The sequence below is a fragment of the Paraglaciecola sp. genome (assembly GCF_030730205.1).
Lineage (GTDB): Bacteria > Pseudomonadota > Gammaproteobacteria > Enterobacterales > Alteromonadaceae > Paraglaciecola.
In genome coordinates, this window is the sequence record NZ_JANQVQ010000048.1 from 49,502 (window position 1) to 63,051 (window position 13,550).

Genomic DNA, 13,550 nt, shown 5'->3' on the forward strand with positions numbered 1-13,550 from the left:
TTCTAAAAACGAAAGATAATCATCAACATTGTAACCGAAGAAAGAAGATGGGATACCATCAAACCAACCATTTGGAGACACCAAATACGCTAAATCATCCGGCACATCTAAGCCATACCCACAGTAGAAACAGTTAGGTAAGCTAGGTGATTGAAATACCTTGGCTGACTTAGTTCTATCCTGTGTATACAACCCATAACGTAGTTGAGTGAAGGTATCGCTGTTAGGTGTGTAAGTAAAATCTGCACGCATTTCAGTGATTTCATCAACACGCTCATCACCGCCACGCTCGACATAGTGAGCACGCAATTTACTTGAATCAGCTTGAGTGAACGGTCCGTCAATACCATCAGAAGAGAATGCTGGTAAGTCGCCACCGCCAGTGAAGTCATAAGTATAACCATTGGCATAGCCCATTACGGTAAATACGCGGCTTTGATCACCACTTAAATCTTCTGCTTTTGAAGTTGAGATGTCGATATCAACGTTTAATTGGTCAGTTAAATCCCAATCGGCGTTAAAGCCAAAGGCTTGAATTTTAACATTACGGTCTAAACCTTGTTGCACAAAGTCAGTTGCACCAGAACCTTGCCCCATTGGGTCGTCAAAGGCGTTGTGAGACCAATAAGTGACTGTTTCAGTTGACGGATCAACTTCAAAATCTCGGAAGTTGCCAGGTGTAAACCAGTTTGCATAGTTGCTTACTTGCGATTCAACTTCAAACTTTGAATAAATCCCATCAAAGGTGATGGTCAATTCATCGCTTGCTGCATATTGCACAACCAAAGTACCACTGGTACGAGTACGATCTTCTTCGTTTGAAGTTAAATCAAGGTTACGAGGAACCCACACGTTGAAGGCTTCTTTACCCGTGTTAGTTGCAGCATCAAAATCGTTAGTTTGAATACGGTCTACGCGGTAGAAACCACGGGTATCTGCTTGGTTAATTTGTGCATCACGCTTTTGTACCGACAATGACGCTAATACACCTAATTTGTCGTCCATGAAGGTGTTGCTGACTAAACCAGAAAAAGCAGGAGTAGTGCTTTCAGACAGACTGTCATAAGTTGCTTTTACGCTGCCTACTGCTTTAAAGCCGTCAAGGTCGAATGGCTTCGCAGTTTTTAAATTGATATAAGAGCCGATTCCCCCTTCTTGGTTTGCTGCATTAGAGGTTTTATAGATGTCTGCACCAGCAATTAACTCAGAAGCCAAAGTATCAAAGCTGAATTCACGACCTGCGCGCTCAGATGCCATTTGACGACCGTTAACGGTAACCAAGTTAAATTGTGGCCCGAAACCACGCACTGAGATCAATTGACCTTCACCACCACTACGGTCGATAGCAACACCGGTAATACGTTGCAAGGATTCAGCTACGTTTTGATCAGGAAACTTACCTAGATCCTCAGCAGCAATACCATCAGATACAATTAATGCTTCTTTTTTGTCTGAGAAAGAACGCTTAAGACTGCTGATTAAACCACGTACTTCAATCACCTCTACATCATCTGCAGCTGGCTCGTTCACTTCTTGTGCCAAGGTCGCTCCTGAATATAAGGCAGTTGCGACTGCCATACCGAGAAGAGAACGCTTCGTAAAGTTTTCCATTTGTTTTGTTTTGTGTGTCATGTGTTTTCTCTTTGGTTGTAAAATTTAACGCATCCTAAATTTTCGATATTTATACAGCAATATTCACTTTCGCTCAATAACAATAACAAATGGTTTACAATAAATTGCGCGAATACCAAGCAAATAAAAATATAAACAATTGATTTTAAAGCAAAATAATGAATCACAAGTATTAACAAGCAATTAACCCATCAACTTCACTCATTTTCGTTTACTTTCGAATATTTAAAAATACAACAATAATACTATTATTAGGATTATTACGACTAATCAATACTTTAGCACTGTTTTGCGGGGGCGTTTTCGTCTGAAAAAAACGATGGAAACAATACAAACAGGGGACTGTAAAATATATTCCCTTGCATTTTTTTAATTGGTTTAATCAAAGGATAGTCGTCGAAGGCATCAACGATACAAATGCATAGGATTTATATTGCTGTTGTCAAAAAGTAGGTGGCTTTGGGGTTGTTTCATGCAAAAACGGTTATTCGCTTTACTTTCGCATTGACAATTAATTAACATACGAATTTTCGCAAATGAAAATATAATGATTAGTAGCTAACTAGCATCTCAAATGTAATACACTCTAGTTAATAATAAAAATAAGGCTGTCATAATGAACCAAACCCGTCGAAGTGAATTGATTGTTAGCTTAATTAAGCAGCGCGGCTTTATGTCAATAGATGATTTAGTTCAAGAGTGTGATGTAACGCCTCAAACCATAAGACGGGATCTAAACCAATTATCTGAAGCCGGCTTAATTAGCCGCTATCACGGCGGAGCTGGTATTAATGCCAGCTGGGAAAACACCCCCTACCAAGATAGAAAAACATACAATAAAGGGGTGAAAGAGCGTATTGCAGATGCCATTGCTAATATGATACCCGACGGTGCTTCGTTATTTATCAACATAGGTACCACGACTGAAATGGTGGCTTCTCGGCTGATCAATCACCGTAACCTGCATATCGTCACCAACAATATTCACGTTGCAACCTTGTTATCTGCCAAAGAAGATTTCAGTGTCATTATTGCTGCTGGTGAAGTGCGCTATCGCGATGGCGGTATTATTGGCGAGGCCACCTGTGACTTTATCAGCCAGTTTCAAATGGATTACGGCATTATAGGTATTAGTGGTATTAGTGCTGATGGCGCCTTACTTGACTTTGATTTTAGAGAAGTAAAGGTCTCTCAGGCGATTTTGAAAAATTCTCGTAAAGTTATTTTAGCGGCAGATGCCAGTAAATTTGATCGCTGCGCCATGGTCAAACAAGGTCATCTATCACAAGTAGACTACCTAGTGAGTGATGAGCTACCTCCCAATGATATACAAGATATTATCAAACAAAATGGCATTACCTTTATCAAAGCGTAGTTTCGGTATTGTTCGTTTGTGTTGACATATTTTCTTTTTAATTATCAAATGCGCGGCATTCATACATCACACTAATGCGCTTCTCATTACTGTTTGCAGATAAACCCGTAGCATAAAAGAAGAATGTATCTTGTGTCCTTGCTGAACATTCATGGTCTATAACAGTCACCGATTGGTAAGTTCATCCAACTAAGGTTAAATCAATATGGCTTTATCCTATTCATCATTACTTGTATTAACTGGCAGCAAATCGAGCGTGGTTATTGACTGCCAATTAGGCGCGCCACAAGTGGTGTATTGGCGTAAAAAACTCAATCAAGTTATATCGCCTAAAATGACGAGCCTATTGAGACAAAGACAAGAGGCACCAGCCTCTCCTATGAATGAGGTCCCTCTAACTTTAAGTCCTACTCAAGGTCAAGGCTTTACCGGCCATCCAGGATTGAGCGTATCAGGCAATGGTGACCAATGGTCACTGGCACCGACGATCAGAAATATCGTGCAGCACAACGACCATCACTACACCATTGTCAGTTTAGATATTGACCGACAAATCGAGCTGGAACACACGATAGTGCTTGATCCGGCGACCGATGTATTGAGCATAAGCAGTAAAGTATCAAACCTACACAAAAATCCAATCACCATTCATGCTTGTGCTGCAGCAACCTTGCCAATCGCTAGCCCATTTGGGCATATCATTGGTTTTGAAGGACATTGGGCTGGTGAATTTCATACTCACGAACAAGACTTGCACTTTGGCGCCTATGCTAGAGAAAATCGCCGAGGACGGACTTCCCACGATGCCTTCCCCGGCCTCATTATGCGTAGCAAAGCCACCACGGAATTAGTGGGCGAAGCCTTTGGTTTTCATCTGGGGTGGAGCGGTAATCACAAAATTTTAGCCGAAAAAATGGCTGATGGACGGGCTTATGTGCAGCTAGGCGAGTTATTGTTACCCGGCGAAATTCAACTACAGCATGGTGAGAGTTATAGCAGCCCTGTGTTATATGCCTGTTATTCTGACCAAGGTTTGTCGGGCCTATCTCAACAATATCATCGTTATGTGCGCCAACACTTAATTCGCACCGAAGTAAAGAACAAACCTCGTCCCGTGCATTACAATACTTGGGAAGGTATTTATTTTAAACATGACATGACCACCCTGAAAGAGTTGGCCGAGCGGGCCAGTAATCTGGGCGCTGAACGTTTTGTATTGGATGATGGCTGGTTTACTGATAGAAATGACGACACCGCAGCCTTAGGTGATTGGTATGTGGATCACGCATTTTATCCCGATGGCCTCGGCCCGTTAATTGACCATGTAAAGGCCCAAGGCTTAGAATTTGGTTTATGGTTTGAACCTGAAATGGTTAACCCCAACAGCAACTTATTTCGGGCTCATCCTGACTGGGTACTCAGTTGTGAAGGTAATGCCCAATTGGGTTTTCGCAATCAGTTAGTGCTCGACCTCACCCGCACAGAAGTCTTTAACTATTTATTTGAGCGTTTAGATAGCTTGCTTAGCGAATATGACATTAGCTACGTAAAATGGGATATGAATCGGGATATTAATCACCCGGGTGATGCTAAGGGTAAACCAGCTATTCATCGTCAAACCCAAGCCTTTTACCAGTTGGTTGCGGCCTTAAAGGCCAATCATCCCAGTGTCGAAATTGAAAGTTGCGCTTCAGGTGGCGGCCGTGCAGATTTCGGCGTATTGGCACACACTGACCGGATTTGGACGTCTGATTCAAACGACGCTCTCGAGCGCTTAAAAATTCAAAAAGGCTTTTCTTATTTCTTTCCGCCTGAGCTAATGGGCTCACACGTGGGTCCCCGTGATTGCCACATCACTCATCGTCATTTGAGTATGGAAATGCGTGCTTCTGTTACCTTATTTGGTCACATGGGCATGGAAATGGATTTAAGAGAATTGACCGACAGTGAGCAAATAGAATTAAGGGCCATGACTGCCTTGTATAAACAGCATCGCAACTTAGTACACTCGGGTGACTTATTTCGATTAGAGCTGCCTGCCTACATGCACGGCCTTGGTATCGTCGCCGAAAACAAGTCTCATGCTTTATTTTCATATAGCCTTATAGAATGCCCCCCTTACACCTTGCCAGAACAATATTTGTTTGCTGGATTGAAAGCGGAAAACCACTATAAACTCGATGTCATTTGGCCGCTAAAGTTATCTGACAATTGGCCAAAATCTGCCTTATTTAATTTCAAAACTAACTTGCCTGATATTGACGGACAAGTATTTAGTGGTGAATTATTAATGCAATTAGGTTTGCAACTGCCCTTGCTTACCCCTCAAAGTAGTTTGATTTTTCAACTAACGGCAATGTGAGTCAGCGGCTCAATTAAGCCTCAACCAAAAGCCCGATTTATCGGGCTTTTGTGTTTCTGCATGGCGAAAATTAATCCTATTGTGAGCACAAAAAGAGACAAAATAAGCTGTGCTCTGATACAGTAATACCGACAGAAAAATGCAGCAACAAACAAGCCGCAATCTATAAAAAAAGGAAAAACCACATGTTCAAATCTTCGTATTTGTATCTAGCAATGACCAGTGCCTTGCTATGTTCATCCGCCATTGCAGACACGGCTTACGTGGCGTCTGAAAAAGCCAAAAAATTAGCTTACGACAACATCCTGATTGATACCCACATTGACGTGCCTTACCGTTTAAATAAACACTGGGAAGATGTGACTCAAGCGACCGAGAAAGGCGATTTTGATTATCCGCGGGCCAAACAAGGCGGATTAAATGCCCCTTTTATGTCAATTTATGTGCCTGCTAGCTTAGACAGTTCACCCGAATCAACCGCCTTGGCAGATAAGCTCATTGATTACGTTGAGGCTATCGTAGGTCGTGCACCCGAAAAATTCGCCATTGCAAAATCCACTGCCGACGTAGAGCAGCAATTTAAGCAAGGTTTAATCTCATTACCCATGGGCATGGAAAATGGCTCGCCCATTCAAGGTAGCTTAGATAACCTCAAACATTTTTATGATCGCGGCATTCGTTACATCACCCTTGCTCACTCACAAAGTAACCATATTTCAGACTCGTCTTATGATATTCGCCGTCAATGGAAGGGACTCAGCCCTTTTGGTAAAGAGCTTGTGGTTGAAATGAACAAAATGGGGATTTTAGTGGATATTTCTCATGTATCCGATGATGCTTTTTATCAAGCAGTGGAAATTTCTAAGGTACCGCTTATTGCCTCTCACTCATCGTTACGGGCGTTTACTCCAGGGTTTGAGCGCAACATGGATGACGACATGATTAAAGCCTTGGGTAAGAATGGCGGCGTAATTCAAATTAACTTTGGTTCAACCTTTGTCAGTAAAATGGCTCGCACTTGGAGTGATGCTTTCAGTAAAAAGCGTAAAGAAGTGGAAGAACAAGAAGGCGCAGACAGTGCCACCAGTCAAACCTTTGCTAAAACTTATGCTGAAAAAAATCCACTGCCTTTTGCCACACTTGAAACCGTATTAGATCATATTGACCACGTGGTAAAACTGATTGGTATCGATCATGTTGGTATTGGCTCTGATTATGATGGTGTAGGCGATACCTTACCTGTCGGCTTAAAAGATGTCTCGACCTATCCTAACTTAGTACAAGGTTTACTTGACCGTGGATACAGCGATGCCGACATTGTGAAAATTTTAAGCGGCAATTTATTGCGTGTATGGCGCGAAACGGAAGAATACGCGGCGGCTAACTAAAAGTTTACTGCTATGAAAAAGGGGCTGATGCATTTCATCAGCCCCTTTTTTTTTGCCTCGCTAAAACAGCTCGGTATTATTCCAATTCGCCCCGTTTATAGGGTACTTCAGCTTCTAATTTTTCAAGTCGATGACTTAACTCATTTGGCGAGCGAGTATTTTTAGCTAACCAGTAGTAAGCAGTAGGCACAATGTACAGGGTCATAAAAGCGGATAACAAAACACCAGCAAAAATAACCATACCAATTACCGTGCGACTTTCTGCTCCTGCCCCCGTGGCAAAGACTAGCGGCAAGGCACTAAACACGGTAGTAAAACCCGTCATCACAATTGGCCGTAAACGTTGAGTTGCCGCACGGCGCAACGCTTCTTCAAATTCAAAACCTGCATCACGTAACTGATTCGCAAATTCAACAATGAGTATGCCATTTTTCGCCGCTAAACCAATCAGCATCACGAGCCCTATTTGACTGTAAATATTCATGGTCATGCCTGCAAAGTACAAGCCGATTAAGGCCCCAACTAGCGCCATAGGAACTGTGAGCATAATCACCAAAGGGTGGATCCAACTTTCAAATTGCGCCGCTAATACCAAATAAGTAATGGCCAGCGCTAAGGCAAAAATAAACAAAATTGAACTGCCTGATTCTTGATAAAGCTGCGACTCACCTTTGTAATCAATAGATACTTCACTGGGTAATTCAGTATTAACCACATTGCGCAAATACGCGAGTGCATCACCCACTGTATAACCATCGGCTAAATTGGCACTGATGGTAATACTACGCATACGGTTGTAACGATTTAACGTAGAGGATGTCGCCCGCTCTTCTACGCTAACCAAGTTATCCAGCGGAATTAAACGGTTGGTGGTAGATGAGCGCACATAAATATTTTCAATACTTTGCGGGCTACGATAATCTTCTTCTGCGCCTTCCATAATCACATAATATTCTTGCCCCCTGTCAAGAAAGGTAGAAACCCGTCGTTGTCCCAACATGGTTTCTAAGGTGCGTCCAATATCACTGAACGACACCCCAAGGTCGGCAGCACGGTCTTTGTCGATATTCACTAATAGCTGCGGCCACGTTTCTTTGTAATCAGAATCCACTCGCACCAGCTTAGTGTTTTCTCGGGCTTTGTTAATCACGATATCGCGCCACGCGACCAAGTCTTCGTAAGTATTACCTTGTAATACAAATTGTACTGGCCGTCCTAAACCGCCTCCAGCAATCCCGCTGCGCATAATCGCAAAGGCTTGAATGTCTGGAATTTCTGATATCTCTGCACTGACTTCATCCATTACATCAAACGTAGAGCGCTGATCGTCACCGTGCATAGGCATACCAACAATCCCCACTCCTGCAGAGCCGCCCCAACCGGGTGTTCTGACCAAAACCCTTTCTACTTCACCAGCGCTGAGATACTTCAGCAAGATACTTTCAATTTTTTTCACATTGGCTGAGTTAGACTCAAAACTTGCCCCTTCAGCACTTTGCACTTGGATAAAGAAGTTACGTCTGTCTTCTTTCGGGACGAGCTCGCTGGGGATCAAATTCGCTAATTGATACAGCGCCGCAATACTGGTAACAACAAGTATCAGCATCCACCATTTTTGATGAATACTGCCTTGTAAACTCTGGTAATAGCGGTGTTCTACTTTTTTGAAGTTATGATCAACCCAATGTGAAAAACCGGAGGTACTAGTGCGCTTTTTCAAAAGTAACGAGCACAACATCGGTGATAAGGTGAGTGCCGTAACACTGGAAAACGCCACAGCGGCAGCAATTGCCAGAGCAAATTCAGTAAACAAGCGGCCAATGTTTCCCTCCAAAAAAACTAAGGGTACAAAGACCGAAATCAGCACTAAGGTGGTAGCGATTACCGCAAACCCAACTTCTCGTGCGCCTCGATAAGCAGCTAATAAAGGGGGTTCACCCAATTCTATGCGCCGCGTGATATTTTCAAGTACCACGATGGCATCATCTACCACTAAACCGATAGCTAACACCAAGGCTAACAAGGTGAGTAAGTTAATAGAAAAACCTAAGGCGTACATCACGATAAACGCTGCCACTAATGACACAGGCACGGTCACCGCTGGGATCAAGGTGGCGCGAATATTACCTAAAAATACGTAGATAACTAACACCACCATCAGTACTGCGATAGCGAGGGTTTCATATACTTCGTTGATCGATGCCTCAATAAACACCGACGAATCATAACTGGGCACAATAAAAATGTTATCGGGTAAGGTGGCTTCAATTTCTTGAATGGCTTTTTTCGCTGCGCGCGCCACTTCAAGGGTATTGGCCTTTGATTGTTTAGAAATACCCAAACCAATCATATTGACACCGCCACCACGAAACTCTGCTTCGTCGTCTTCGGCGGCCAGTTCAACATGAGCGATTTCGCCTAATTTCACTAAGTAACCATCAGCATTGGCTTTAATGGTTAAATTGGCAAAATCATCGGGCGTCAAAAAGCTACGGGCAACCCTTACCTCAAAGTCACGGCTTACCGATTCCACTTCGCCCGCGGGTAACTCGACATTTTCAGAACGAATAACACTTTCTACGTCAGCAACGGTAATTTGACGAGCCGCCATCGCGTTACGATCAAGCCACACTTTAATTGCATAGCTGCGTCCGCCACCTAAACGAATATTGGCTACGCCTTCTGCCACTGATAAACGATCAACAATAAAACGGTCAGCGTAATCGGTCAGTTCAAGCACAGACAAGCTATCGCTGCGCAAGTTATACCAAACAATGACGTCTTCATCAGAGCCTGCTTTTGATACCTCTGGTGGCTCTGCTTGATCGGGCAGATTATTTAGTGCTCGGCTGACCCGCTCACGCACATCATTTGACGCCGCATCGATATCACGGGATAAATTAAACTCGATGGTAATAGAAGAACGGCCGTTACGGCTGCTAGATGAAATATTCTTGATCCCTTCAATTCCACTGATGCGATCTTCTAAGAGCTGAGTAATGCGGGTTTCAATAATAGACGCTGACGCGCCAGGGTAGTTAGTATTAATAGACACTATAGGTGGGTCGATATCGGGATATTCACGCAATGATAATAAGGTGATGGAAACAATCCCGAAGACAATCAGCAGTAAGTTAACAACGGAGGCAAAAACCGGACGTTTTACCGAAATATCTGAAAGTAACATGTTTTACTCTCCGTTATTACTAGTCGATAAAACCCGCACTTTTGAGCCATCTCGCAAGCGCAATGTACCCTCAACCACGACTTGATCACCTTCTTTTAAACCAGATTCAATTTGCACAAAACCAGGTTTACGTTTACCTACCACTACTTCTTTGCGCACCACGGCACCATCAACCACCACAAATACAAATTGTTTATCTTCCACGGGCACTAAGGATTGTTCAGGTAACACTAATGTTTGTAATACGGTTTTTTGCAGCACAACTTGCATAAGCATGCCTGGGCGCAATTTTAAAGCTTGATTATTAATATTGGCGCGAATAGGGATTGAACGAGTTATGGGATCGACTCGTGATGCAATACTGGTAATTTTGCCCTCGAACAACTCACCAGGATACGCAACCGACGTTGCTCTAATTAATTGTCCGATAGCAACGGTAGGCAAGTGTGACTCAGAAATACTGAAATCTAGCTTAACAACAGCAATATCATCTAAGGTGGTTACCATATCACCTGGTTTAAGCAAGGCGCCTAAACTCACTTGCCTGATACCGAGAACACCATCAAACGGCGCTCGAATTTCTAGTTCATTCAACTGTGAGGTAACAACGTCCATTTGCGCTTTTAGGGCTTTTACCTTCGCTTGTTGCTCGTCTAGTAATTGCTCGGATGCTGCGCTTTCTTTGGCTAGGTTAGTAATTCGGGTTAATTGGCGTTTTGCTTCTTGTAAGTTAATGTCTAATTCGTTTAATCGCGCTTTTTCTTCATTATCATTTAAGGTCAGTAACAACTGCCCACGTTTTACGATATCACCATCATCAAAATTAACACTTTGCACGATATCGGTGGTTTGTGCCGTTAATGCAATAGATTCATTAGCCTTGGCGGTACCCAGTGCTTCGATAGTAATGGGAAATGGTTCTGTTTTGATCACATGAACGGTTACAGGAGTCAGTGACTGGCCTTTCGCTTCTTGTGTTTCTTCTTTTGGAAGATACAAATAAACCACTAAGCCTATGAATGCTACAGCCGCTATAAATAGAGGTGAGAACTTTAATCCTTTCAACATGTTTTACCTATAAAATGTGATAACAATTGTCTAACGTTATTTATGTGTAGCCACTACACGTGAGCGTTGCTGATCCCAAACAACTCATAGGCTATAATCAGCCCCAACAAGCATCATGGGATACGCTTTTCTTTGTTTTTAAGATTATTTATTTTTTTACTAAGCATTCTATTACTCAGCGCCTGCGCTAAAGAGCAAGTGGCTGAGCCCATGTGCAGGATAGATAAAGACACACTACCAGCACCAGCCGCACCCGCAAGCTGCTTGATAACATCAAACACCTCAGTATTAGTACTTAAATTAAAAAACAAAAACGGATGGCAATTACCCACTGGTCATAAAAACAACAAGATGTCAGCACAATGCACTGCACATCAAGCCGTTTGGCAAAGCACTGGTTTAAACGTTGAAGTAGGACAACTTCTCGACATTGCCCCCGACAACAAACACATATACAGCTGCGCTTTATCCAATGGGTTTGACACCCTAACTCAAGATCTTCCTGTGCCCGACTGGGCCCATCGCAAGGTGGTCAATATTAGTTTTGCTGATCCTAATTTGACTCCAGAATCTCAATGGTCAGAAAAAAGTGATCTAATATTGATCAGAAGCCTATTCAATAAGGGTCAATAGGATCGCGCTTTTGCGATTCAAGCATAACCTGTGTGAATACAAGTATCACCTTAACTTATACCAAATATTCGTTACTTTACCGCAAGTTAACTATAAAATCGGCTATACTGGTCGGAGTAGTTAACAAATAAAGAGTATATTTATGCCGCAATATCATGCCCCATTAACTGACATGCAATTTTTACTGCATGATTGGATGAACATATGCGACCACTATCAGGCGCTAGGTCAGCAAGATTTTGATCAAGAACTGGTCAACGAAATCCTCAATCAAGGCGCCAAATTTGCTGAAGAAGTGATTGCTCCTCTCAATCGCGAAGGCGATGAGCAAAGCAGTAAATTACAAGACGGCAACGTAAGCACTCCACATGGTTTTGCCGCTGCCTATCAGGATTACATCGCCAATGGCTGGAATGCCATGCTAGGCAGCGCTGACTACGACGGGCAAGATCTGCCTAACTCCATGGCGATTCCGGTACACGAAATGCTCAACTCAGCTAATTTAAGCTGGCGCTTGATTTGTATGCTCACCGAAAGTGCGGTCTTAGCCGTTACCAAACACGGTAGCGATACTCTAAAACAAAAATACCTGCGTCAGCTAATTAGTGGTGAATGGACCGGCACCATGTGCCTAACTGAACCTCATGCGGGTACTGATTTAAGTCTGCTCAGCAGCAAAGCCGAACCTAATGAAGATGGCAGCTACAATATATCGGGCAGCAAAATCTTTATCTCTGGTGGTGATCAAGACTGGAGCAGCAATATATGTCACTTGGTACTAGCTCGTTTACCTGATGCCCCCGAAGGCGTTAAAGGTATTAGCCTATTTTTGGTACCTAAATTTTTAGTGGATGATAATGGCCAGTTAGGTGAGCGTAATACCCTATCGGTAGGCAGTATTGAAAAGAAAATGGGTATTAAAGCTTGCCCTACCTGTGTAATGAATTTTGACGGAGCAAAAGGTTGGTTAGTCGGCAGTGAACATAAAGGCTTAGCCTGCATGTTCACCATGATGAACGATGCCCGTTTTCAAGTTGGGCTACAAGGTTTGGGCGTAGCTGAAGCGTCTTTTCAAGGTGCATTAGCCTATGCCCGTGAACGCTTGCAATCGCGCGCCCCTGATGGCGCTGCAGAGCCAAGCAAAAAAGCCGATAGCATCATGTTTCAACCTGATGTGCGCAGAATGTTATTAACCCAAAAAGCTCTTACCGAAGGCTCCCGCGCTTTAGCTTATCTCTATGCTCAACAAATGGATATCGAGAAGTTTGGTAATGAAGAACACAAGCATGAAGCCGCTAAAGTCATCGCGTTTTTAACGCCAATTTGTAAAGGTTTCATGACCGACATGGGTACCGATGTCAGTAGCCTTGGTATTCAGGTCTACGGTGGCCACGGTTATATTCGCGAATGGGGTATGGAGCAATTGATGCGCGACAGCCGTATTGCCCAGCTTTATGAAGGCACCAACGGTATTCAAGCCGCTGACCTGATCTCACGCAAACTTGCTCGAGACAAAGGTGTAATGCTAAAAGCCACTTACAGGGTATTCGCCAAATTGGTTGATGCTATTCAAGCACCTCACGCACAATCACAAGCGCAAGCCATACTAACGGAATGGCTGACCACTTCAGAGCAGTTATTAGCGTTAAACGCGGTTGATTTGGCTGGCACGGCTTATGATTACATGAATTACAGCGCATATGCCTTGTTAGGCGTGTTATGGCTAAGTATGGCAGACAGTGCCGAACGGTCGAGCAATGAAAGTATTAAACAGGGTAAACACAATACTTGCGCTTTTTACATCAAGCGTTTGTTACCCCGCAAAGACAGTTATAAAACTAACTTGTTTAACGGTGCTGATGACTTATTAGCCCCAGCTGACAACGAGTTTGATTACCAATAGCT

The 13,550-nt window shown here is 43.2% G+C and carries 8 protein-coding genes; 5 read left to right on the plus strand and 3 right to left on the minus strand.

Annotation, left to right across the window (positions count from 1 at the left end):
* The coding region (locus NWQ57_RS04615; protein ID WP_306020943.1) for a TonB-dependent receptor at positions 1-1,632 on the minus strand (1,632 nt) is incomplete at its 3' end.
* Between the two features lie 616 nt (positions 1,633-2,248).
* Here NWQ57_RS04615 and NWQ57_RS04620 point away from each other — a divergent pair.
* The 3 genes from NWQ57_RS04620 (at position 2,249) to NWQ57_RS04630 (ending at position 6,757) form a co-directional block, all read left to right on the plus strand.
* Positions 2,249-3,007, plus strand: coding sequence for a DeoR/GlpR family transcriptional regulator (locus NWQ57_RS04620; protein WP_306020944.1), 759 nt, complete (start codon positions 2,249-2,251; stop codon positions 3,005-3,007).
* Positions 3,008-3,212: 205 nt separating this feature from the next.
* Complete coding sequence (locus NWQ57_RS04625; protein WP_306020945.1) at positions 3,213-5,369, plus strand: alpha-galactosidase; 2,157 nt, start codon at positions 3,213-3,215, stop codon at positions 5,367-5,369.
* A 215-nt stretch (positions 5,370-5,584) separates the two neighbouring features.
* Complete coding sequence (locus tag NWQ57_RS04630; RefSeq protein ID WP_306020951.1) at positions 5,585-6,757, plus strand: dipeptidase; 1,173 nt, start codon at positions 5,585-5,587, stop codon at positions 6,755-6,757.
* A 76-nt stretch (positions 6,758-6,833) separates the two neighbouring features.
* Here NWQ57_RS04630 and NWQ57_RS04635 read toward each other — a convergent pair whose 3' ends face one another.
* Positions 6,834-9,944 carry an efflux RND transporter permease subunit gene (locus NWQ57_RS04635; protein WP_306020946.1) on the minus strand — a complete coding sequence of 1,037 codons (3,111 nt, stop codon included), beginning with the start codon at positions 9,942-9,944 and terminating at the stop codon, positions 6,834-6,836.
* A gap of 3 nt (positions 9,945-9,947) precedes the next feature.
* Positions 9,948-11,012: an efflux RND transporter periplasmic adaptor subunit gene (locus NWQ57_RS04640; protein WP_306020947.1), complete on the minus strand. Its 1,065-nt coding sequence runs from the start codon at positions 11,010-11,012 to the stop codon at positions 9,948-9,950.
* 132 nt (positions 11,013-11,144) lie between these two features.
* Between NWQ57_RS04640 and NWQ57_RS04645 the strand changes: the two genes are divergently transcribed.
* The gene (locus NWQ57_RS04645; RefSeq protein ID WP_306020949.1) at positions 11,145-11,645 is read left to right on the plus strand and encodes a hypothetical protein; all 501 of its coding nucleotides are present in this window, start codon (positions 11,145-11,147) and stop codon (positions 11,643-11,645) included.
* A gap of 142 nt (positions 11,646-11,787) precedes the next feature.
* Positions 11,788-13,548 carry an acyl-CoA dehydrogenase family protein gene (locus NWQ57_RS04650; RefSeq protein WP_306020950.1) on the plus strand — a complete coding sequence of 587 codons (1,761 nt, stop codon included), beginning with the start codon at positions 11,788-11,790 and terminating at the stop codon, positions 13,546-13,548.
* Positions 13,549-13,550: the final 2 nt, after the last annotated feature.

Coding starts and splice junctions, on each gene's coding strand:
- NWQ57_RS04635 (WP_306020946.1), bottom strand. CDS start 9,944: ATGTTACTTTCAGATATTTCGGTAAAACGTCCGGTTTTTGCCTCCGTT.
- NWQ57_RS04650 (WP_306020950.1), top strand. CDS start 11,788: ATGCCGCAATATCATGCCCCATTAACTGACATGCAATTTTTACTGCAT.
- NWQ57_RS04625 (WP_306020945.1), top strand. CDS start 3,213: ATGGCTTTATCCTATTCATCATTACTTGTATTAACTGGCAGCAAATCG.
- NWQ57_RS04620 (WP_306020944.1), top strand. CDS start 2,249: ATGAACCAAACCCGTCGAAGTGAATTGATTGTTAGCTTAATTAAGCAG.
- NWQ57_RS04640 (WP_306020947.1), bottom strand. CDS start 11,012: ATGTTGAAAGGATTAAAGTTCTCACCTCTATTTATAGCGGCTGTAGCA.
- NWQ57_RS04630 (WP_306020951.1), top strand. CDS start 5,585: ATGACCAGTGCCTTGCTATGTTCATCCGCCATTGCAGACACGGCTTAC.